Origin of the sequence: Actinotignum timonense (assembly GCF_002860685.3) — a bacterium.
GTDB classification, from domain to species: domain Bacteria; phylum Actinomycetota; class Actinomycetes; order Actinomycetales; family Actinomycetaceae; genus Actinotignum; species Actinotignum timonense.
This window is the reverse complement of the sequence record NZ_CP136960.1, coordinates 2,270,800-2,292,064: the sequence shown is the minus strand read 5'-3', so window position 1 is coordinate 2,292,064 and position 21,265 is coordinate 2,270,800. Positions and strand designations below refer to the sequence as shown.

The following is a 21,265-nucleotide window of genomic DNA, read 5'->3' as shown; positions in this document are numbered from 1 at the left end:
AGAGGTCTTTCCCGATATGTGAGGAATGTGCTTATAGCGCCTTGAGCTTATCGCCTTGAGTGCGCGGGTGGGGAATTATGGGCGCGTGATGGAAAGGGGTGCGGGTGAGAGCCGCTGCCCGCGAGTAGTTCTCCTGCCGCTGTGGCGCCTTTCTGGCGAGTAGCTAGCGGCCGCCGGCGTGCATAGTGAAACATCTTGCGCTTGCGGAGTGACACAGGCCTCAATTTTCACTATAGCCACATGATTAACACCCGATGCCACTCGGGCGGTTTTTGGGGAGAGGGGTATATTAATGCATGCCCATGCACTTCTACCTGGTAAATTACATTTCTTCAATAAAAAGTACGTGTTAATTTGGCCCGGAATTGCAGCTTAAACTACCCATAGTGACGATGGTCACAAAGTTTCGAAAATCTCATCCTTCCCGTATATTAATAGAGCGCAATAAAGTATTGTGACTGTTGTGGCAGGTGCTCAGTGGAGTGCACGGCTGGTGAATGGGATCGGTCGGTAAAAGGCCTCTTCTGGGGTAGGCATGCCATGGACATACGTTTATAGGAGTAGACATGCAGTTGAAGAAGATTGTGGCTGGCGCTACCTTTGGTGTGATGCTCGCCGCGGGGGGGGGGTGTAGCTTACGCTGCTCCTGCCGCGCCTGATGCACCCCAGGTGACCGCTGCCGATACCACGGCGGCTCAGAAGGCCCTGGATGAGGCCAAGGCTAAGCTCGCTGAGTTCCCCTCTGCTGAGGAACTTCAGACCCAGCTCGATGATCAGAAGAAGTACGTCGAGATTCAGAAGGGCACCCTCAGCTACGCTGAAGAAAAGCTCGACGCTTCCCCGGGTGTTGTTCCCGCCGAAGAAGCCCACGCCAAGGCTGTTGCCGAGCTGAAGGAAGCTCAGAAGGCTTTCGATGCCAATCCGACCGATGAGGCCGCTACCAAGGCTTACGAAGCTGCCAAGGCTAAGGTCGATGCCGCGGCGGCTGCTATTAAGGCTGCCTCCGACGAATTCGAAAAGCTTGAGATCGCCGTCTCCAATGCCAAGGCTAAGCTGACCGAGCTTGAGGTTGGCGTTGTTACCCTCAACGACAAGATCGCTGCGCGCGCGGCTGCCGAAAAGGCTGTTGCGGATGCTCAGAAGGCTCTTGACGCTCTGAAGGGTGAGGCTCCGAAGCCTGAGCAGCCCAAGGTTGATCCGAAGAAGGATGGCGACAAGGTCGATCCTAAGGCGGACCCGAAGGCTGAGCCCAAGAAGGACGGCGACAAGAAGGACGCCGACAAGAAGGCTGATCCCAAGGCTGAGAAGAAGGCTGACCCCAAGAAGGAAGCCAAGAAGGCCGAAGGTAAGAAGCTGGCCAACTCCGGTGTTGACGCCGGTGCGGCTGCCGGTGGGGCTGCTCTGCTCCTCCTGGCCGGTGGCGCCTTCGTTGCTTACCGCAAGTTTGCCTAAGCAAACCTGCCTCTGGCACTAACAACAGTTCCGAGGCTGGTTGCCACTAGGTAATTCATCCTCGACTGTTTCATCGTTTCACGCTGAATGGGTCCGGGTTTTACCCGGGCCCATTCTGTATTTGAGGCGAGGGGCGGAGGAATTTCGATAAATAGAAGCAATGGTTCATTGATATGACGCGTAAATAACCCGGGTGCACATCCGATGTGGTGATGGTCACAGAGTTTCAATAATCTCATCCTTCCCGTATATTGATAGAGCGCAATAAAGTATTGTGACTGTTGTGGCAGGTGCTCAGTGGAGTGCACGGCTGGCAAATGGGATCAGCTTGCACGGTACAACGCTGGGAATGGTGCCATGACGATACGTATTTAGGAGTAGACATGCAGTTGAAAAAGATTGCGGCCGGTGTCACTTTTGGTGTCATGCTTGCCGCGGGGGGGGGTGTAGCTTACGCTGCCCCTGCTGATGATCCTGTAAAGGACGCGCAGCTCAACGTTGATTATTTCTGCACGCCGGGAACGGAATACTTCGATATGGCGAAGTGCGCCGATGCTGAAGCTGCTCTCGCGAAGGCAAAGGCAGATGCAGCGCAGCCGGCTCCGGCTGGCGATGAAGCAAAGCCGGAAGCTCCGAAGGGTGACAGTGTCAAGGTTGCTCTCGAAGATAAGCAGCTTGATGCGCAGTACAAGTGCGCAGAAGGCACCGAATACTACGACTTCGTCGCGTGCAAGACCCTTGAAGCGGAAATTGCCGATCTTAAGAAGTCTGACGCGGAACTTGATGCCACTTGGTTCTGTGCCGAAGGTACCGAGTACTACGACATGTACAAGTGTGCTGCTGCGAAGGACCGCCTGAAGGAACTGACGCCGGGTGCGAAGGTCGAGGATCCCAAGACCGACAAGCCGCAGGCGGAACAGCCGAAGCCCGAGCAGCCCAAGGTTGATCCCAAGAAGGACGGCGACAAGGTCGATCCTAAGGCCGACCCGAAGGTTGAGCCCAAGAAGGATGCCGATAAGAAGGCTGATCCTAAGGCCGAGAAGAAGGCCGAGAAGAAGGCCGAAGCCAAGAAGGCTGAAGGTAAGAAGCTGGCCAACTCCGGTGTTGAGGCCGGTGTTGCTGCGGGTGGGGCTGCTCTGCTCCTCCTGGCCGGTGGTGCCTTCGTTGCCTATCGCAAGTTTGCCTAAGCGAACCTGCCTCTGGCACTGACAACAGTTTCGAGGTTGGTTTCCACTAGGTAATTCATCCTCAACTGTTTCATCGTTTCACGGGGAGTGGGTCCGGGATATTCCGGGCCCACTCCCCGTATTTAGCGGGATAATGCTCGTCTGGTCGATATGGCGCCAAGACCCTCGAGCTATAACCCTCATCTCATATAGTGGTCAATAGTTTGACGTGGCTTAATAATTCCCTCTAGGCTACTGGAGGTGGGTGCCCGCACGGGGCATCACCTGGTAACACTGCCGGCGGCACGGCCCCGGCGCCCCGATTCGGACGGAAAGGATGCACCATGGTTCTCACTGATCCTCGCTCTGCCATGACGATGCCCGCCGCCCGAATGCGAATGCTGGGCTAGCGCGGATTCCACTTGGCCTTCGGGCGATTCCGCGCGCGAGGACATCTCGCCCCGGTCCGTTACGTCTCACTGAGCACCCGCCGCTGCGGCGTCGTATCGTTGATGGGATACGCTGAGTCGGACCGATCTCCATCACCACACCCAGCACAAAGGATATTAATATGACGAAGATCAAGACCACCCACGTCGGCTCCCTCCCGCGTACCGATTCGCTGCGCGCTACCAACGAAGCGCACCAGAACGGCCAGATTAGCGAAGCTGAATTCAAAGAAAAGCTCGATGCCGAAGTTGCTGGCGTTGTTGCGCGCCAGAAGGAGATCGGCCTCGATATTATTAACGACGGCGAATACGGTCACGTCATGACCGAAGTAACCAATTACGGTTCCTGGTGGTGGTACTCCTTCTCGCGCCTGGGCGGGCTGGAATTCACTGATAACGAATTCCACGCGGCTGCTACCGCGGGCGGGGGAGCGGTCGAGCTCGTTCCCTTCGACCAGCGCCGGGATTGGCAGCGGTTCAAGGATGCCTACACGGATCCGGAATCGGGAATCCACCAGGCCAAGCGCCAGGAAGTGGCCATGCCCACCATCACCGGCCCCGTGACCTACATCGGTGCCGAACAAACCCAGCGCGACGTCGACCTTACGCTCAAGGCACTCAAGGCCAATGGTCTTGATGCTTCTTCCGGGTTTATCGCGGCGCTGTCTCCCGGGTCCGCGGCGCGTATTTCCAATACGTATTACAAGTCGGAAGATGAAGTCCTCACCGCGATGGCCGATGCCCTCCATGAGGAATACAAGATCATCACCGATGCCGGCCTGACCGTCCAGATCGACGATCCCTCGCTGGCTGAAGGCTGGGATCAGGTCAATCCGGAACCGGCGGTTGCCGATTACCGCACCTGGGTGGCTCGCCGTATTGAAGCGATCAACTACGCGCTGGAAGGCATCGATCCGGAACTCGTGCGCCTGCACGTGTGCTGGGGTTCGTGGCACGGCCCGCACACCACCGATATTCCCTTCCGCGACATCGTGGACCTGTGTTTGAAGGTGAAGGCACAGGGCCTGACCTTCGAAGCGGGCAATGCGCGCCACGCCCACGAATGGAAGATTTGGGAAGATATCACCCTCCCGGATGACAAGGTCCTTATCCCGGGCGTTGTTTCCCACTCCACGAACGTGGTGGAACACCCCGAGCTGGTGGCCCAGCGCATCGAGCATTTCACCTCGCTGGTGGGCCCCGAGCACGTGATCGCCTCCACCGATTGCGGGCTGGGTGGGCGCATCTACCCGTCCATCGCCTGGGCGAAGCTCGAGACGCTCGTGGAAGGCGCCCGCCTCGCCTCGAAGTAAAGTCTCCAGGGCAGCGGGCCTAATGATCCCCGCGCCTTGAAGTACCGGAGCGGCACGCCGCTCCCTGTGGAACACCGAAGGGGACCTGCGCAGCAGAAGCTGTTCAGGTCCCCTTCTGGTATTTAGCCGCGAGATTCCAGCGGCGCGCGGTGGTCCAGTTTTATGCGGAGTGCGGCCCCGTCCCGGTATCAGTTCCGGTATACCGGCCGTGCCGCCTCCCGCTAGTTCACCGGCGATTCGCCCAACGTCACCTCGATGGTTTGCGGGGTACCGCCGCCGCGCGAAATCTCCAGGGTAATGGTGTCCCCGACCTTGTGGGTGCGCACCTGCTTAGCTACCTGCGCCGGGCTGGAAACCGATTGGCCATCCAGGCTGAGAATCGTATCCCCTTCCTTGACGCCGGCCTTGGCCGCCCCGGAATTCGGGCCGACGGCCAGCACGGTCACCCCGCCCTGCTCGCTGAGCCCCACGGTAATCCCGAGGGCGGCATTCTTGCCCACGGTCACATTATCGTCGCTCTTCCCGGCGCGAATCTGCTCCACAATGGACAGCGCCCGCTCGATGGGAATCGCGAAACCGTACACTTGCGCGGAGGTGGTGCCCTGCGAAGCGGCACTATTCATCCCCACCACTTCGCCCTGGGCATTCATCATGGGCCCGCCCGAGTATCCGGGGACCACATCGGCATCGGTGACGATCATATTCTTGAGGGTGTCAAAGCTCAGGCCGTCCTCTGTGGCCACCCGCACGTCCATACCCAGCCCGGTTACCTCACCTTTAATCTCGGTGAGATAGCCCTGCCCGCGCCCGTTGCCCACCGCGCTGACCTTATCGCCCTGTTTGGCCGGGGTACTAGCAATTTTTGCCGGGGTGAGCCCGGAGGCATCCTTGAGTTGCAATAGGGCGACGTCGCGCTTCTCGTCATGCCCAATAACACTGGCCGCGTAGGTTTTCCCGGCCGCCGGAATCTCCACCTGGATGGCATCCGATCCCATCACCACGTGGTAATTCGTGAGCACCTGCCCGTCTGCGGTCAGCACAATCCCACTGCCAGCACCCATGCCGGAGCCCATCCGCGCATTAATAATGGCAACGCCCGCAGGGCTTACCTTTTCGCCGCGGTCAATAGGACCGTCCGCGCCGTGGTTACCGCCCGGCAGCTGGGTGGGGAAATCGCGCGGAATCGGCATATATGGTTCCGCTCCACCCTGCTGGCGCCCATCATTCGGGGCGGTCAGGCCGTCGTTATATTGGAAGCTAAAAGGATCCTTGACGGAAGGGGAGCTGGCCTGCGGCTCCGGAGCCAGGCCGAAATACCCCACCCCGGTGCCCACGAGCAACGCGACTACCATTCCGATAATGACAAGAATGGCGGTGGTGCCCTTCGAGCGCCGCTTGACCGGCGCCGGCGCGGCCCCGAATTGGGGGCCATAGCCGTACCCGTAGCCAGGTTGCTGGTAGGAGCCCTGGTACGAGCCCTGGTACCCACCCTGATACGCCCCGGGAAATGCGCTCTGATAGGAGCCTTGCGAGGCGCTCTGGTACGAGCCCGGATAGCTTCCGGAATAACCTCCCGAGTACCCGCCTGAGCCGTTCCCTGCTGAGCTGCCCGGATAGGGCGGCTGTGCGGAAGCGTACCCGGCGGAGGGTGCGCTGGGGTAGTGGTACGCATTCGTGTAGCTATTCGATTGCGTGCCGCCTGCCTGCGTGCCACCCGGTTGGGTCCCGCCTGCTTGCGCGCCCGGTTCGCCCGAGTCATTACGCCACTCATCTGTCATGTGAAACGTCCTTTCCTCACTCCGCACCTAGCCGCCGCCACGGCTGCCGCGGTGGTCCGGTCACACCGGGTAGCATGCCCGCCGATTCTGGAAAGTTTCTGAACGTTGTCCGAAAATGCGAGCATTGCCCGCCGCGCTAAATCCACGACGGTAGCCACATATGCAGGCGCCAAAACTCATAGGAAACCGTTTGCCCGGTCCAGATTGGGTACCAGAACATCGCCGCCAGAATAATAAGAACGACGACGGCGCCGCACGCCGCAAGCGTGCGGCGGCTAATCCGGCATCGCCACCAGCGCACGGGATAGGCGCATATTCCAGGTGGCTCATCGCGGATAAAGTCCGCGTGGCCCCAAGCTGCGTCGTCGTACCTATCAGCGCGGACGCTCCCGTTCCCGCGCGCGTGCGGGGCGCCCAGCGCGCCGGTGATAAAGCCGAGGCCGTAGGTGAGGGCGAGGGCCACGAAGGGAAGGAAAGCAACCGCGTAGAACTGGAAAATAGTGCGGTCCATATAGAGCGACCACGGCGCGGCCATGGCGAGGTAGCCGCTCAGGATGGCCCAGGCGCGCCAGTCGAAACGGGTGAAAGCCACCCAGAGCACCACCACCAGGGCGAGGAGTGCCAGCCACCACACCACCGGGTTGCCCACCGAGGTGACCGCTTGGACGCAGCGCTCGCCGCTCGGGCACTGCCCGGCCATTTCTTCGGAGGTGGGCCACCAGAACGAGACCGGGCGCCATTGCACGAACCACTGCCAGACCGAGGATTGGTAGGTGTGCGGGGTGGAGAGCCCGTTGTGGAAATCCCACATTTGGCTGTGGTAGTGCGCCAAATCGTTGAAGGAATTGGGGAGCCAGGGGAAGGGGAGGGCCTCCGGGGTGCTCTCGCGCACGCCCGCCGCCCAGCCGTGCCCCCAGGAACGGCTATCGCGGAACCAGGAGAACCAGGAGGCCACGTAGGTGGCGGCAGCGGTGGGAACCAGATGCACGAAAGCCGGGATGCCTTCCTGGAAAACCGCGGCGCCTACCCACAGGCGCAGGCCTACCGCGTGGCGGGCCGCCATGCCCCAGGCGAAAGCCACCAGGCCGAAAACTGCCACGGCGTAAATCCCCGACCATTTCACCCCGCAGGCCAGCCCCAGGAATACTCCGGTAGCGAGCATCCAGGGGCGCCACCACACCCGCGGGCCCCAGGCGGCCGGGCGGCCGTCCGCGTGCACCGGCCCGAAAGCTACCCGGTGGGCCAGGCGCTCCCGGGTCCAATCGCGGTCGCGCAGCAGCGCCCAGAATCCGGCCAGTACAAAGAAAGCGAGGAGGTTATCGAGGATTCCGATGCGGGAGAGCGTGATGCCCATGCCGTCCAGGGCCATCGCGATGCCGGCCACCCCGGCCAGCCACGGGTTGAGGAAGAGGCGCAGGGCGATGCGAACCAGGAGCGCCACCGCGAGGGTGCCGGCCAGCGCCACCATAAAACGCCAGCCGAAGGGGGAGGTTTCCCCGAAAATCGCTTGGCCTATCGCCATAATCCATTTCCCGAGCGGGGGGTGAACCACGTAGTCCCCGGCCGGTGAGGTGTGGGAGAAGTCGCCGGCGGCGAAAGCGGCGTCGAATTCCGTGCCGCCCTGCCAATCCGCCTCGTAGCCCAGGCGCAGCAGCGAATTCGCGCCCTTGACGTAGTAGGTTTCGTCAAACATGAGGCGGTCGGGGAATCCCAGGCGGAAGAAACGCGTGAGGGCGGCGATAAGCGTGACCGCTCCCGTGATCCACCACCCCAGGCGTTTTTCGCTGCGGGTGAGCCACTCTAATCCGCGCGGGGCCAGCCCGAGCCGGCCGCGCAGCTCGTCTTCGTAGCGCTCCGCGCACTCGCGGGGGAGGCGCCCGATGGGTTCGCTTAGTTTTTCGCTCACGTGCGGATTCTATCGATAACTGCCCGCCCGCGTGGTGGCGCTGGCCGCGGAGGCCGGTGCCGCGCGTGTGCGTGGCGTTCCGGCGTGACGGTCCGGCCCGGCACCGCGGGCGCGCGGCCGCGGCACCGGAGCGTGGCAGAATAGCAGAATGAGCACAGGTCAGGATGCCGGACGGCACGAGGGGCACCGCCCCGGTCAGAACGAAAGCCATCACGCGGGAATTGTTCTTGCCGCCACTCCCATTGGAAACGACGCCGACGCCTCGCCGCGCCTGCGCGCCGAAATCGCGCGGGCCGATACCGTGGCCGCGGAAGATACCCGGCGTTTTTACCAGCTCGCCGCCCGCCTCGGTATCGAGGTGAGCGCCCAGGTGCTCTCCTATTACGAACATAATGAAGCCGAACGCGGCGCCCACCTCATCGACCTGGCCCGCTCCGGCGCGCGCGTCCTCATGGTCAGCGATGCGGGTATGCCCTCCGTGTCCGATCCCGGCTTCCGCCTGGTGGTACGGGCCCGCGCAGCCGGTATTCCCGTGACCGTGGTCCCCGGCCCTTCCGCCCCGCTCACCGCGTTGGTCGCCTCCGGCCTGCCCACTGACCGTTTCACCTTCGAAGGATTCCTCCCGCGCAAAGCCGGGGAACAGGCCGCCGCGCTCGCGGCACTGCGAAGCGAAGAACGCACCATGATTTTCTTCGAATCCCCGCGGCGCCTGGGGGCCACCCTCGCCAATTTCGTTACCGCTTTCGGCCCCGGGCGCGAAGCGGCGGTCTGCCGGGAGCTCACCAAGACGCACGAAGAAATCGTGCGCGGGCCCCTGGCCGAACTCGCGCAGCGGTTCAGCGAAGGGGCCCTGGGAGAGATCGTCGTCGTCGTAACAGGAAGTAGCGCGGCCGAAAGGGAAGAACAGGTGCGCGCGCGGGCCGTGGGCGACGTCGCTGAACTGTGCCAGCTCGGTCTGCGCCGCAAAGATGCCGCCGCTTTCGTGGCCGCGCGCACCGGTTTACGCACGAATGAGCTCTACCGCGCCGCCCTTGAGTAGGGCGAATAAAGCGCGGAAATACGCGGGTTTAGTGGGGTTTAGGGCCCGAAAAACGCGGCTAAACCACGTTCCACCCGCGCTCCACCCGGATTTTCCTAGCGCGCGTGACCTGGATCATGCACAGTAAAAACAACCCCCGGGGAACCGGGGCCGGGACATGATCCTCTCGCCGCGAGGCGGGTACGGGTTGGACAGCCAACAGTGATCCCAGGGGCCAAAGAAGACCCCGTTACCGCTGGCCGGTCTGCCCGAACGGGACCACGGACCGCGCTAGGAAAGGAACGACAATGGCTGTCAATATCCGCGGACGCAACTTCCTCAAGCTGCTCGATTTTACGCCCGATGAAATCCGCTACCTGCTGCGTCTGTCCGCGCAGTTCAAGGAACTCAAGCTCAGCGGCACCCCGCACCGCTACCTCGAAGGCAAGAATATTGTGCTGCTCTTCGAAAAGACCTCCACCCGCACCCGCTGCTCCTTCGAAGTGGCCGGTATGGACCTGGGCATGGGCGTGACCTACCTGGATCCGGGCAGCTCACAGATGGGCAAGAAGGAATCCATTGAGGATACCGCCCGGGTTCTGGGCCGCATGTACGACGGCATCGAATACCGCGGTTTCTCCCAGGAACTCGTGGAAGAAATGGGCGCCAAGGCCGGGGTTCCGGTATGGAACGGCCTGACCGACCTCTTCCACCCCACCCAGATGCTCGCCGATATCCTCACCGTCCAGGAGAACTTCGAGGACGGCATCAAGGGCAAGAAGTTTGTGTTCTTCGGCGATGCCCGCAATAACGTGGCGAACTCGCTTATGGTGGTCTGCTCCAAGCTGGGCCTCAACTTTGTGGCCTGCGGCCCGAAGGATCGCATGCCCGAAGAGTGGCTGGTGGATACCTGCAAGGAACTCGCCGCGGAATCCGGCGGCAGCGTGACCCTCACCGAAGATGCCGCCGCGGCCGCCACCGGCGCCCACGTGCTCTACACCGATATTTGGGTTTCCATGGGCGAACCGGATGAAGTGTGGGCCTCGCGTATCGCGGAGCTGGAAGCCTACCGCGTCACCCAGGAACTCATGGACAAGGCCGATCCGGAAGCGATCTTCATGCACTGCCTGCCCTCCTTCCACGACACCAACACCACCATCGGCGCGGAAATCGCCAAGAAGTTCGGGGTGACGGAAATGGAAGTGGAAGATCGGGTCTTCGAAGGTCCGCGCTCGCGAGTCTTCGACGAAGCCGAGAACCGCATGCACACCATTAAGGCCGTTATGTACGCAACCCTCTCCTAGGAGGGGTCAGGCACGTGCCCGCGCGGCCGTGCCCAGGTAGCGCGGGCGACGGCGCCGGGGAGCTGGCTGCAGGTAGCAGGGCCACCCCGCGGCGCGTCGCCCGCGCGTGAAAAGGACAGAAGATGACTCAGGAAAATACCCGTACCGCCGGCGAAAAAATTGTGGTCGCACTCGGCGGCAATGCGCTCGGGAAAACCCCGGAGCAGCAGCTCGAACTTATTAAGGAAACCGCCCGCTCTATCGTGGATTTGGTGGCAACCGGCAATGACGTCGTTGTCACCCACGGGAACGGCCCGCAGGTGGGCATGATCAAGGTCGCGACCGATAATTCCGCGGCCGCCGGGGAAACACCGTCGATTCCCTTCGCCGAATGCGGCGCCATGTCCCAGGGCTATATCGGTTACCACCTCCAGCAGGCCATCGAGGCCGAACTCGCGGCGCGGCAGATTGCCCGCCCGGTTATTTCGGTGGTCACCCAAACGGAGGTCGACGCCGCAGATCCCGCTTTCGGGCGCCCAACCAAGCCGGTGGGGGCTTTCTTCACCGAAGAGCAGGCCCGGGTCCTCATGGAGGAAACCGGAAACAAATACGTGGAGGATGCCGGGCGCGGCTGGCGCTGGGTGGTGGCCTCCCCGCTCCCCGTCTCCATCGTGGAACGCGATGTTATTAGCTCACTCGTGGAGGCCGGCACCATCGTGATCGCGGCCGGTGGCGGCGGCATCCCGGTGGTCAAGGAAGGCTCGGGATACCGCGGAGTCGCGGCCGTCATCGATAAGGATCGCACCGCCGCGCTGCTGGCGCGGGAGGTCGACGCCGATACTCTCCTCATCCTCACCGCCGTGGACGCGGTAGCCATTGATTTCAACAAACCCACGCAGCGCGATGTGCCCGAAATGACGGTGGCTCAGGCCCGCCAGTACATCGAGGAAGAACAATTCGCCCCCGGGTCCATGCTGCCCAAGGTCGAAGCCTGCCTCGAATTCGTGGATGGCGCAGCCGGAAAACGCGCCATTATTACCTCGCTGGAAAAGGCCGAACAGGGCATTTCCGGGGAGAGCGGCACCGCGATCATCGCCTAAGTCCGAAGGACACAATCATGACAACACGCACAAACGATGCCCCCGTCGGCAATGGGGCCGACGAAGACACCGGCACACCAACACCCCGTAAGAAGCGGCGCGGTATAACCATCCCGGGCGCTTTCACGATCCTCTTCTTCCTGACCATCGTGGCGGCTATCGCCACGTGGCTGGTGCCGGCCGGCTCCTACGCCAAGCTGAGCTACAGCTCGGATACCGGCACCTTCTCCGTGCTCAGCCCGCAGGGGGAAACCAAGGAATACCCCGGCACCCAGGACACCCTGAGCGAATTGGGCATGGATATTGACCTTTCCCAATTCACCTCCGGGGCCCTCAATAAGCCGATCTCGGTACCGGGATCCTATGAGTCCCTCGAGCAGAATCCGGCCAGCGTCGCCGATATTCCGGTCGCCATGGTGCACGGCACGATCGAAGCGGTGGATATTATGGTCTTCATCTTCGTGCTCGGTGGCCTGATTGGGGTGGTGAGAAAAACAGGTGCATTCGAGTCAGGTCTTATCGCGCTGACGAAGAAAACCAAGGGCCACGAATTCCTCCTCGTCTTCGCGGTATCCGTCTTCATGGTGGTAGGCGGATCGCTGTGCGGCCTGGAAGAAGAAGCGGTGGCCTTCTACCCGATCCTGGTACCCATATTCCTGGCCATGGGATACGACTCCATTATCTGCGTGGGCGCGATCTTCCTGGCCGGATCCATGGGAACCACCTTCTCCACGATCAACCCCTTCTCCGTGGTGATCGCCTCCAATGCCGCCGGTATCCCCTTCACGGACGGCATTATCTGGCGCGTGGGCGGCTGTATCGTGGGTGCCATCGTGGTGGTGTGGTACCTGCACCGCTACGCAAAAATGATTAAGAAGGACTTCACGAAGTCCTACGTTTACGAAGATCACGAAGCTTTCGAGAAGCAGTGGGCGATGACCACCCACGCCGATGATGTTCCCGCCTTCAACTGGCAGAAGAAAATCATCCTCGTTCTTTTCGTATCCGCCTTCCCGATTATGGTGTGGGGCGTTATGGCCATGGGCTGGTGGTTCCCGACCATGGCGGCCTCCTTCCTCACCATTACCATCGCGGTCATGGCGATTTCCCTCTTCGGGAAAGACCGGCTCAATGAGAAACAGCTGACGGATGCCTTCATCGAAGGCTCCTCCAGCCTGGTGGGCGTTTCGCTCATTATCGGGTTGGCGCGCGGCATCAATATCGTGATGAACGACGGCCTCATTTCCGACTCCCTGCTCCATTCGGCAACGAACCTGGTTTCGGGGATGTCCGGCCCGCTCTTCATCATCATTATGCTGCTGATCTTCTTCGTGCTCGGTTTTGTGGTGCCGTCCTCCTCCGGTTTGGCCGTGCTGGCCATGCCGATTATGGCGCCGCTGGCCGACGCCGTGGGTATCCCGCGGTGGATCATCGTTTGTGCGTATCAATGGGGTCAGTACGCGATGCTCTTCCTGGCACCCACGGGCCTGGTCATGGCAACGTTGCAGATGCTCGATATGAAGTACCAGCATTGGTTCCGCTTCGTGTGGCCGATGGTGCTCTTCGTACTCGGCTTCGGCGGGGCGGCCTGCGTGGCCCAGGTGCTTATCTACGGCGCGTAGGCGCGAAGAATACGGCTAAAAAATAGCCGAAACGCGCGGCTCCGGCGGGCTTGGTACCGCCGGAGCCGCAGCGTGCATTCCGCCGGCCCGGTATTTCGGCGCGGCGGTTAATGCTTTTATAATGTGACGGTGTGGCGCGAGACACTCGCGCTCGCGATCCCGCGTGGCGGGCGACCGTGGCGGAATCGCGTGGTGAAGGCAACGGAGCTGTGCAATGACGGTAGGACTGTTTTATTACACCTGGATGGTGGGACTCTTCATCCTCATGGGTTCGGCGACGGCGCTTGCGTGTTATCTCGTTTCGCGCCGTCGCATGTTTGTGTGTTGCGCCGCCCTTTTCCTTGTGTATTTTTTCGACGTCGCAACCGTGGCCCGCACGGACTTCACCCATCCACGCAATATTGACAGCGTCTACCACATCACCGCGCCCCTGGAATCCATCACCCTGGGCGCGCTGCTCATGGGGCTTATCTGGCTGACCTACGCCACCTTCATGACGGAACCGGAAGCGAAAGTGGAGTGGCACAGCACCCTCATCCCGGCCGGGATTTTTATTGTGGGAAGCGCCGGGGCTTTGCTGATTCCCGATCCGGCCTGGCGGGAATTCGTTTTCTTCTCCATGCGTGGCATCGTGGTGATCGGGATCCTCAGCGTGGCAACGTGGAATTATCTACATGCCACCACCGGGGTGGAGAAAATTCGCCAGCGCCGCCACCGCTGGCTTTACGTTGCTACCTGGGTGGCGGTATTGGGAACCTTCGCCTGGAATATTACCTTTATTTTCCTCGTGGCTCCCCACGCGGATAGCGCTTCTGCGCTGGCCTTCCTTCCTGAACGCAATTTCTTGGAAAACCTCATGTATATCTGCTGGGTGATCCACGTGATGCGTTTCGGGGTGCGGGTGCTGCGCATCCACTTCGACCGGCCCCCGGAAACCGTCAATCACCTGGAGGAGGATTTCATCGAATCCTCCCTGGTGTTCTATTCCCAGGCCCGGGGGCTATCGAAGCGCGAAGAAGAAGTGCTCGGCTACCTCATGCGCGGGAAAACAAATTCCCAGATTTCCACCGAGCTCTATCTATCGCCCTCCACGGTGAAGGTGCACGTGCACAATATCCTCAAGAAAAGCCAGGTGGCTAACCGCGAGGAGCTGGTCAAAGACTTCTGGCGCTCGGTTTAGCGGGCCGATTGCGGGCCTGCTGGCACGGGGCTGGCCGGCTGGCACACCCGCGCTATTTTGCGGAGTCCATTCCGGGGCGGTAGTCGATATCGGAGAAATCGAAATCGGCCTCATTGACCTCATCCGAAAAGTCGATATCTTCGTCTTCATCGGCGTAGTCATCGAAATCATCGTCCTCGTAGAGTTCGTAATCCTCATCGAGGTGCTCGAGTTCCTCCTCGCCAGCTGCGGCGTCGTCGTACGGATCATCGAATTCATCCGGAACTTCAGATTCTTCGTAAAAACCGAAGGCTTCCGAGGATTGCAGCTGTTCCACGCCCGCTTCGTCCATCTCTACGCGGGCCGCGGCCCCGAGTTCCGGGGAGGTGGGCACGGTGAGGTCAGAAAAAACGCGGGTGCGGAAACCGTTACGGACCGCGTCGATGGCGGTGGCGCGCACGCAATGCGATTCGGCAATACCCACCACGTCCACATCCGTGACCTCGGCGGTGCGCAGCACGTCCTCGAGGAGATTCCCTTGCGGATCGGTGCCCTCGAAACCGGAATAGCCCGAGGCGTACTGGCCCTTCTTGAACTGCACGTCGATAGGAAGCGCCGCGATGGATTCGTGCAGCTCCGCCTCCGGGGTATCGGCCACGCCGTGGGGCGGCCAGCTATCCACAAAATCCGGATTCTCGGAAAAATGCGGACCCGGATCAATATGCCAATCCTGGGTGGTGGCGATGAGAGCGTATTCCTCGGCGTTATCGGTGACAAAATCTGCAATGCGTTCGGCAACGGCGTTACCGCCATCTACCCCGAGGCTGCCGCCTTCGCAGAATGTGGGTTGTACATCAACAATGATGAGTGCGCGGGTCTCATCCATAGTCATCCTCCTGATGAAGCGGGTCATCACGCGGTGCGCGGCGGCCGGCTGGTTTAACGCAATGGTGGCGCCGCGCCCTTATAGTTTAGGCGCGGGGATGCGGGCGCGCTAGCGGGCGCGCGCGCCGGCACGCTAGTAGAATGGTGGCCATGACTCATATTCTCTCCGCTGTTGCCTGGCCGTATGCCAACGGCCCGCGCCATATTGGTCACGTTGCTGGATTCGGTGTTCCCTCGGATGTGTTCTCGCGCTATATGCGCATGGTGGGGGAGGATGTCCTCATGGTCTCGGGTACCGATGAACACGGGACCCCTATTTTGGTTTCGGCCGACGCGGAGGGAATTACCCCGGAAGAACTCGCGGACCGTAATAATCGCATTATTGTGGAGGACCTCGTGGCGCTCGGGCTTTCCTACGATCTGTTCACCCGCACCACCACGGTTAATCACGAGCGGGTTGTGCAGCAGATGTTTGAGGTGTGCCGGGATAACGGTTACATGGTGGTGCACTCCGCCCCGGTTGCCTTCGATCCGGAAACCGGGAACACCCTCCCGGATCGCTATATTGAAGGCACCTGCCCGCTGTGCGGTAACACCTCGGCCCGCGGGGATCAGTGCGATAGTTGCGGTAACCAACTCGATCCGCAGGATCTTATCGACCCGGTCTCCAAGGTCTCCGGGAAAACCCCGCAATTCCGCGAAACCGAGCATTATTTCTTGGATTTGCCGGCGTTGGCGGAGCGCCTGGGGCAGTGGCTTGATGAGGTGGAAGAATCTGGGAAGTGGCGCCCGAACGTTATCTCATTTTCCAAGCACCTCCTGGAAGATGTACGCCCACGCGCTATGAGCCGGGATATTACCTGGGGCATTCCGGTACCCGGGTGGGAAGACCAACCCTCCAAGCGCCTCTACGTATGGTTCGACGCCGTTATCGGCTACCTATCCGCCTCTATTGAATGGGCACGCCGGCGTGAAGCGCGCGGAGTGGGAAGCCGGGATGATTGGCGGGCCTGGTGGAATGACGCGGATGCCCGCTCCTACTACTTCATGGGGAAGGACAATATTGTTTTCCATTCCCAGATCTGGCCGGCCGAACTCCTCGCCTATAACGGGGAGGGGAGCCGGGGCGGCCAGCCCGGGGATTTGGGCACGCTCAACCTGCCCACCCAGGTGGTGGCTTCGGAATTCCTCACCATGGAAGGTCAGAAGGTCTCCTCGTCCAGGGGCGTGGTGATTTATGTGCGCGATGTACTCTCGCGCTACCAGCCCGATGCACTGCGCTACTTTATTTCCATTGCCGGCCCGGAAACTTCCGACGCTGATTTCACCTGGGCAGAATTTGTGCGGCGTAATAATTCCGAGCTGGTGGCCGGCTGGGGGAACCTCGTCAATCGTACCGCGGCCATGATTGCGAAGAACTTCGGGGAAATCCCGGCGGCCGGGCCGCTTGAGGATGTGGACCGGGAGCTCCTGGACGCGGTGGAAACCGGATTCACCACCGTGGGTGACGCCATTGCCGCGCACCGCCAGCGCGCCGCGCTCACCGAAATTATGCGGCTGGTGAGGGAAGCCAACGGCTACGTTTCCGCCACCGAGCCCTTCAAGATGAAGGATCCTTCCCAGCGTGAACGCCTGGGCACGGTGCTGCACACCCTCATCCAGGTGGTTTCTGATCTCAATACCATGATGAGCGTATTCCTCCCGCATTCCTCGAATACGGTGGACCGGGTGCTGGGCGGGGCCGGTGATATTGCCCCGATGCCGCGCCTGGAAGAAGTCACCGACCTGGATTCCGGTAAGCCCTACCCGATTATTACCGGGGATTATTCTGATCCGCATCCGTGGGAGCGGGTGGAAGTGCAGGTTGGCACCCCGATTTCGAAGCCGTCCCCGGTTTTCACCAAGCTGGATACCAGCGTGGTTGATGAGGAACTGGAGCGCCTCGGCATCGGTGAGGACTAAGCGTGCGCAATGAATCGGTACGGGACGGAGCCGCGCGTGACCCGGCACCGAATGGAGCGGTTCCGAACGGTGCCGTGCGCAACGAATTAGCGCCGGAAGAATTCGCTGCCCTCTCCGCGAAGGAGAAAAAGCGGGCCCGCCGCTGGTACCTGCCCGATGCTCCGGCCCGGCTTGTCGGCCCGGTTATCGATAACCACACCCATATTTGGGTGCCGGCGGGGGAGGCGCTCACCCCGCCGCGCGGGCGGATGCTGCCGAGCGAGGAAGCCGCCGCCATGGACGCCGCCGGGGTCTGCCACGCCATTACCTGCGCCTGCGAGGTCCCGGATCTGCTGCCCACCGTCGCGGTGGCAGAAGCGGATCGCGCGCATTTTTCCGCCGCGCTCGCGATTCACCCCAATGAGGCCGCCCGGCACCGCGGGATCACCGCGACCGGTCCGGATGGATTAGTCCAGGAGCTTGCCGCCCACCACACCCTCAGCCTGGAGGATGCCATTGGCCGGGTGGCGGAGGCAGCCCGCTCCAGCGCCGTCGTTGCTATTGGGGAAACGGGGCTCGACTATTTCCGCACTTCCGAGGAGGGCCGCGCCGCCCAAATTGAGGCGTTCCGCGCCCACCTCGCCCTCGCGCGTGAGCTCGACCTTCCCGTTCAGATTCACGACCGCGAAGCCCACGCCGATTGCGTGGAGGTGCTGCGCCGTGACGGCGCCCCGAGTCGCGTAGTTTTCCACGCTTTTTCCGGCGACGCCGCGCTTGCCGAGCTGTGCACCCAGGAAGGCTGGTACGGAAGTTTTGGCGGGCAAATGACCTACCCGGCCAATGATCAGCTCCGCGCGGCCTTCCAAGCTTTTGATCCGGCGCTGCTCCTCGCGGAAACCGACGCCCCCTACCTCACGCCGGTGCCCTGGCGCGGCCACCCCAACGCACCCTACGTGATGGCATGGACGGTACGTTTTGGGGCCGAGCTGCGCGGCGTGAGCGAAGCAGACTGGTGCGCCCAGCTCCTGGAGAACACCCGGGCGGTGTACGGGGAACTGGGCGCGGCCTAGGTAGCTTTGCGGCTCGTTTAGTTCTGCGGGCTTTCCGACTCGGGACTCTGGGCGGACGGCCCGGATTGGGGAGCCGACTGGCTTGAAGCCGTCTGCTGAGCTTGGGCTTGCGGCTGGCCGCTACCTTGCGGGTATCCCTGCTGTGCATAAGCCTGCTGGCCGTAATTCTGGCCGTAGGGCTGGCGGTACTGCTGGGCATAGGGCTGCTGGCCCTGATACTGAGCTTGACCCGGGTAGCCCTGGCCGTAGCCCTGCGGGTACCCCTGCATCGGCGCGCCCTGGTTCGGGTACCCTTGCGCCGGGTAGCCCTGCCCGTAGGGCTGCGCTGCGGGATAGCCGGGATAGCCCGGGTACGCGGGGCGCGCGGATTTCTTCGCGGCCGTTCCCGCAGCCACCCCCTGAGTGATCCCCACCAGTGCCAGAACCAAGGCCAGCGCGCCGGTCACCCAGAAAAGCACGGTGTACTGCGCCCCGAATTCGCGGAGCGCACTCACCGAACTATCCAAGGAGAGCGCCGCGAGCCCACCCAGGGTGATCGCTCCGCCCAGCGGCGCCAGCCACGAAAAAGCCTGGGCTGCCCGGCCGGTGATGAACAAACCGAGCACTCCCGCCAGCAACGCGAGGACCAATCCAACACCGTATAGGATCACGGGCAGCCACACGCCACCCGGATGCGCCAGCCCGAAGATCGAGGCATTATCTTCGCCCAGGGCCAGGACCGGCGTGAAGCACAAGATAATAAGAGCGATGCACAGTGTGGTGGTGAGAGCCGCCAGGCCGCGCAGCGCGCCGGTGCCACGCTTCGATGCGGAGGGAACGGGGTAGCTCGGAGGGACAGGCTGCTGTGCGTATCCGGGATATTGAGTGCTCATAGCCTTAAATGTAATCGATGTAACGCCCGCGCTGGGGGCGCGTTAGCTTTGTCTCCCCGCCAGGGCCTTCCCAGCCCTCTCCGGCAATGTGAAATAACGCTCAGATTACGATGCGCCAGCGGGCGGCGTCGTCGTACCACATGCGCAAAAACCGCAAGAATCCACGGAAAGATCACGCGACCACCGCGTGAGCGTTCTTGAAAATCTCAAGAAAAGCGAGCCTTCCTCTCCGGATCATTGTCCAAATGTTACGAAATGATTACACTCGATATAGTTTCGTTATAAAAGCGGGGCCGGAGGGTACTCGCGCAAGCAACGGAGGAAGTTTAGTGGGGCGTCACAGCGCACAGGGAATGGGACTCGAGCAATTCGTTCGGGCTGAGGTTTGTACCCCGGGTCCGCGGTCGCGGGCTCTCATGATGGAACGCGGCGCGGTGAGCGAGGCGGTGCAGGCCGCGCTGGCTACTCGGCCGCAGGCCACCGGTACCGCATTCCAGGCACCCGCCGCGGTGGAGGATACCGCTGCGAACGCCCAGCTCAGTGCTTTCCCGCTCAGCCGGCGCGGGGTTTCCGCGCTCGGGGCCGTGCTGCTGGCCGGCAGCGGTATCGGCTTGATGTCGCATATGTCCATGCCCGCCAATGCGTACGCGGATGGTTTCCCGGTGGCGCGCGCTGCCGGCGCCACGGTTTCCGAATACTCTTTCACCGTTAATTTTGAAGGCGAAGAACGCACCCTCACCACCACGGCGGGCACCCTCGGGGAAGCCCTGCGGGAAGCCGGGATCACGGTTTCCGGGGACGACGTTGTTTCGCAGAGCCTCGCCGAAGCGGTCACCCCCGGCGCGAAGGTCACCATCACCCGGGTGGAAAAGCGCGTGGTCACCGAAGAGGTGGTGGACGCGCACGGTTCCACCAAGGTCGACGACGCCGCGCTTGCCAAAGGCACCACCAAGGTGGAAACGGAAGGCAAGGATGGCATTTCTGCCAATACCTATGAAATCCGGGTGGAAAACGGCAAGGAAGTTGCTCGTACCCTGACTTTCTCCGCGGTCAAGCAGGCCCGCGTGGATGAAGTGGTCAAGGTAGGGACTTCGGAAAGCGCCGCCGCGGTGGCGGGCGCGAGCGGTGACGCTGGCAGTGCGGCGCTCGGGAGCGCCAGCGTGGTTCCGGCCGGCACCGCCCAGGAAATCGCCTCGGGTATGCTCTCCGCTTACGGCTGGGGTCAGGACCAGTTCTCCTGCCTGGTCACGCTGTGGAATCGGGAATCGAATTGGAATCACCTGGCGGAAAACAGCTCCTCGGGGGCCTACGGTATTCCGCAGGCGCTGCCCGGCTCGAAGATGGCGTCCGCCGGTGCCGATTGGCAGACCAATCCCGCCACCCAGATCCGCTGGGGTCTGGGCTACATCGAAGGCCGCTACGGCAGCCCCTGCGCCGCGCTCGGGCATTCCAATTCCCGCGGGTGGTACTAAGCCTGCAGCTTTAAGCCCGCGGCTCTCAGCTGCTACGCAACCGGTACGCAACCGCCGCTACTCAAGAGCGGTATTGCGCTGGTGCCGGGTCGCTTATACGCTCATGATTATGGGCGCCACGATAACGATTAGTGACAAACTAGCGCGCGATATTGCGGATATCGCGGCTCGCTACGGCATGAGCGAAGAACAGGTTGTACGCGAAAGCCTGGCCGCTCTTCGCAGCGAGCTTGAGGTCGCTGACCAGCTTGATGCACTGTATTCCAAGCGCGCTACCGCGATGGAGCGTTTGGGAAATTGAGGCGGCTCAACGAATTCGCGGTGGAACGCTGGTTGGCGCGGCGTGGATTTTATGTGCGCTCCCGGGCCGGGCTGCGCTCCTGCTTCCAGGGTGCTTTCGGGAAAATGTACGGGGTGGAACTGTACCCGAGTCCGCACGAAAAAGCCGCGAAAATCCTGCTGGAAGTAGAGACCCAGCATCCGCTTTTTGACGGAAATAAGCGGCTCGGGGCGCTGCTATGTGAAGCGCTCCTCAACGAGTTCGGCTTCGAATTAATGATGAACGACGACGCGCTAGCTGACATGTGTTTCGCTGTCGCCGGAGGGCAATTACGGGATCTGGCACAGATAACGGAGCTACTCAAAGAGAATTCGCGGCCGGAGTTCGTCAATAATGTGCATCCAGCGCTCGAAGCTGAATAAACGTGACTATTGGGGTATACAGTTACACCATGAATGTGGTGAGAAGCATGGTACTGGCCGGCAGCTGCGCCGCGCAC

General features: G+C 61.7%; 17 protein-coding genes. 13 read left to right on the top strand and 4 right to left on the bottom strand.

Features of this window, described 5'->3' with window-relative positions; translation table 11 throughout:
• Positions 1 to 669 precede the first annotated feature (669 nt).
• From CYJ17_RS09590 to CYJ17_RS09580, 3 genes are all read left to right on the top strand, one after another.
• Positions 670 to 1,452 carry a hypothetical protein gene (locus tag CYJ17_RS09590; protein WP_087070420.1) on the top strand — a complete coding sequence of 261 codons (783 nt, stop codon included), beginning with the start codon at positions 670 to 672 and terminating at the stop codon, positions 1,450 to 1,452.
• A 383-nt stretch (positions 1,453 to 1,835) separates the two neighbouring features.
• The gene (locus CYJ17_RS09585; protein WP_101657605.1) at positions 1,836 to 2,639 is read left to right on the top strand and encodes a hypothetical protein; all 804 of its coding nucleotides are present in this window, start codon (positions 1,836 to 1,838) and stop codon (positions 2,637 to 2,639) included.
• Between the two features lie 550 nt (positions 2,640 to 3,189).
• Positions 3,190 to 4,380 carry a cobalamin-independent methionine synthase II family protein gene (locus CYJ17_RS09580; protein ID WP_087070422.1) on the top strand — a complete coding sequence of 397 codons (1,191 nt, stop codon included), beginning with the start codon at positions 3,190 to 3,192 and terminating at the stop codon, positions 4,378 to 4,380.
• Positions 4,381 to 4,601: 221 nt separating this feature from the next.
• Here CYJ17_RS09580 and CYJ17_RS09575 read toward each other — a convergent pair whose 3' ends face one another.
• Positions 4,602 to 6,158 carry a S1C family serine protease gene (locus CYJ17_RS09575; RefSeq protein ID WP_087070423.1) on the bottom strand — a complete coding sequence of 519 codons (1,557 nt, stop codon included), beginning with the start codon at positions 6,156 to 6,158 and terminating at the stop codon, positions 4,602 to 4,604.
• Between the two features lie 136 nt (positions 6,159 to 6,294).
• Positions 6,295 to 8,064, bottom strand: a complete 1,770-nt coding sequence (locus CYJ17_RS09570) for a dolichyl-phosphate-mannose--protein mannosyltransferase (RefSeq protein ID WP_087070424.1) — start codon at positions 8,062 to 8,064, stop codon at positions 6,295 to 6,297.
• Between the two features lie 148 nt (positions 8,065 to 8,212).
• Here CYJ17_RS09570 and rsmI point away from each other — a divergent pair, with 148 nt between their 5' ends.
• The 5 genes from rsmI to CYJ17_RS09545 all read left to right on the top strand — a co-directional run bounded on the left by rsmI (position 8,213) and on the right by CYJ17_RS09545 (position 14,267).
• Positions 8,213 to 9,103 (top strand): 16S rRNA (cytidine(1402)-2'-O)-methyltransferase, encoded by an 891-nt coding sequence (rsmI, locus tag CYJ17_RS09565; protein ID WP_234984464.1) that lies wholly within the window; start codon positions 8,213 to 8,215, stop codon positions 9,101 to 9,103.
• A gap of 287 nt (positions 9,104 to 9,390) precedes the next feature.
• Entirely contained in the window at positions 9,391 to 10,386 is a 996-nt protein-coding gene (gene argF, locus CYJ17_RS09560; RefSeq protein ID WP_016443245.1) for an ornithine carbamoyltransferase, read from the top strand.
• Between the two features lie 122 nt (positions 10,387 to 10,508).
• Positions 10,509 to 11,465 carry a carbamate kinase gene (arcC, locus tag CYJ17_RS09555; RefSeq protein WP_087070425.1) on the top strand — a complete coding sequence of 319 codons (957 nt, stop codon included), beginning with the start codon at positions 10,509 to 10,511 and terminating at the stop codon, positions 11,463 to 11,465.
• A gap of 17 nt (positions 11,466 to 11,482) precedes the next feature.
• A complete protein-coding gene (locus tag CYJ17_RS09550) occupies positions 11,483 to 13,087 on the top strand; it encodes a YfcC family protein (protein WP_087070426.1) in 1,605 nt (534 codons plus the stop codon).
• Between the two features lie 214 nt (positions 13,088 to 13,301).
• Complete coding sequence (locus CYJ17_RS09545) at positions 13,302 to 14,267, top strand: helix-turn-helix transcriptional regulator (RefSeq protein WP_087070427.1); 966 nt, start codon at positions 13,302 to 13,304, stop codon at positions 14,265 to 14,267.
• Between the two features lie 52 nt (positions 14,268 to 14,319).
• On the opposite strand, the gene CYJ17_RS09540 is transcribed toward CYJ17_RS09545, so the two are convergent.
• The gene (locus tag CYJ17_RS09540) at positions 14,320 to 15,132 is read right to left on the bottom strand and encodes an isochorismatase family protein (RefSeq protein WP_087070428.1); all 813 of its coding nucleotides are present in this window, start codon (positions 15,130 to 15,132) and stop codon (positions 14,320 to 14,322) included.
• Between the two features lie 149 nt (positions 15,133 to 15,281).
• Here CYJ17_RS09540 and metG point away from each other — a divergent pair, with 149 nt between their 5' ends.
• Together metG and CYJ17_RS09530 are read left to right on the top strand one after the other, a co-directional pair.
• Complete coding sequence (metG, locus tag CYJ17_RS09535) at positions 15,282 to 17,093, top strand: methionine--tRNA ligase (protein WP_087070429.1); 1,812 nt, start codon at positions 15,282 to 15,284, stop codon at positions 17,091 to 17,093.
• 74 nt (positions 17,094 to 17,167) lie between these two features.
• A complete protein-coding gene (locus tag CYJ17_RS09530; RefSeq protein WP_087071164.1) occupies positions 17,168 to 18,142 on the top strand; it encodes a TatD family hydrolase in 975 nt (324 codons plus the stop codon).
• Between the two features lie 17 nt (positions 18,143 to 18,159).
• Here CYJ17_RS09530 and CYJ17_RS09525 read toward each other — a convergent pair whose 3' ends face one another.
• A complete protein-coding gene (locus CYJ17_RS09525; RefSeq protein ID WP_087070430.1) occupies positions 18,160 to 19,014 on the bottom strand; it encodes a polyadenylate binding domain-containing protein in 855 nt (284 codons plus the stop codon).
• Between the two features lie 329 nt (positions 19,015 to 19,343).
• On the opposite strand from CYJ17_RS09525, the gene CYJ17_RS09520 reads away from it, so the two are divergent.
• The 3 genes from CYJ17_RS09520 to CYJ17_RS09510 all read left to right on the top strand — a co-directional run bounded on the left by CYJ17_RS09520 (position 19,344) and on the right by CYJ17_RS09510 (position 21,188).
• On the top strand, positions 19,344 to 20,486 hold the full coding sequence (locus tag CYJ17_RS09520) for an aggregation-promoting factor C-terminal-like domain-containing protein (RefSeq protein WP_101657604.1): 1,143 nt from the start codon (positions 19,344 to 19,346) through the stop codon (positions 20,484 to 20,486).
• A gap of 109 nt (positions 20,487 to 20,595) precedes the next feature.
• Positions 20,596 to 20,787: a hypothetical protein gene (locus CYJ17_RS09515; RefSeq protein ID WP_143231853.1), complete on the top strand. Its 192-nt coding sequence runs from the start codon at positions 20,596 to 20,598 to the stop codon at positions 20,785 to 20,787.
• The gene (locus CYJ17_RS09510) at positions 20,784 to 21,188 is read left to right on the top strand and encodes a Fic family protein (protein WP_087070433.1); all 405 of its coding nucleotides are present in this window, start codon (positions 20,784 to 20,786) and stop codon (positions 21,186 to 21,188) included. The genes CYJ17_RS09515 and CYJ17_RS09510 overlap by 4 nt, the downstream gene beginning before the upstream one ends.
• Positions 21,189 to 21,265 lie beyond the last annotated feature (77 nt).

What these genes read in the sequence shown, in the direction of transcription:
- CYJ17_RS09550 (WP_087070426.1), top strand. Translation starts at nt 11,483, where the DNA reads ATGACAACACGCACAAACGATGCCCCCGTCGGCAATGGGGCCGACGAA.
- CYJ17_RS09575 (WP_087070423.1), bottom strand. Translation starts at nt 6,158, where the DNA reads ATGACAGATGAGTGGCGTAATGACTCGGGCGAACCGGGCGCGCAAGCA.
- rsmI (WP_234984464.1), top strand. Translation starts at nt 8,213, where the DNA reads ATGAGCACAGGTCAGGATGCCGGACGGCACGAGGGGCACCGCCCCGGT.
- CYJ17_RS09540 (WP_087070428.1), bottom strand. Translation starts at nt 15,132, where the DNA reads ATGGATGAGACCCGCGCACTCATCATTGTTGATGTACAACCCACATTC.
- metG (WP_087070429.1), top strand. Translation starts at nt 15,282, where the DNA reads ATGACTCATATTCTCTCCGCTGTTGCCTGGCCGTATGCCAACGGCCCG.
- CYJ17_RS09580 (WP_087070422.1), top strand. Translation starts at nt 3,190, where the DNA reads ATGACGAAGATCAAGACCACCCACGTCGGCTCCCTCCCGCGTACCGAT.
- CYJ17_RS09545 (WP_087070427.1), top strand. Translation starts at nt 13,302, where the DNA reads ATGACGGTAGGACTGTTTTATTACACCTGGATGGTGGGACTCTTCATC.
- CYJ17_RS09515 (WP_143231853.1), top strand. Translation starts at nt 20,596, where the DNA reads ATGGGCGCCACGATAACGATTAGTGACAAACTAGCGCGCGATATTGCG.
- argF (WP_016443245.1), top strand. Translation starts at nt 9,391, where the DNA reads ATGGCTGTCAATATCCGCGGACGCAACTTCCTCAAGCTGCTCGATTTT.
- arcC (WP_087070425.1), top strand. Translation starts at nt 10,509, where the DNA reads ATGACTCAGGAAAATACCCGTACCGCCGGCGAAAAAATTGTGGTCGCA.
- CYJ17_RS09585 (WP_101657605.1), top strand. Translation starts at nt 1,836, where the DNA reads ATGCAGTTGAAAAAGATTGCGGCCGGTGTCACTTTTGGTGTCATGCTT.
- CYJ17_RS09525 (WP_087070430.1), bottom strand. Translation starts at nt 19,014, where the DNA reads ATGAGCACTCAATATCCCGGATACGCACAGCAGCCTGTCCCTCCGAGC.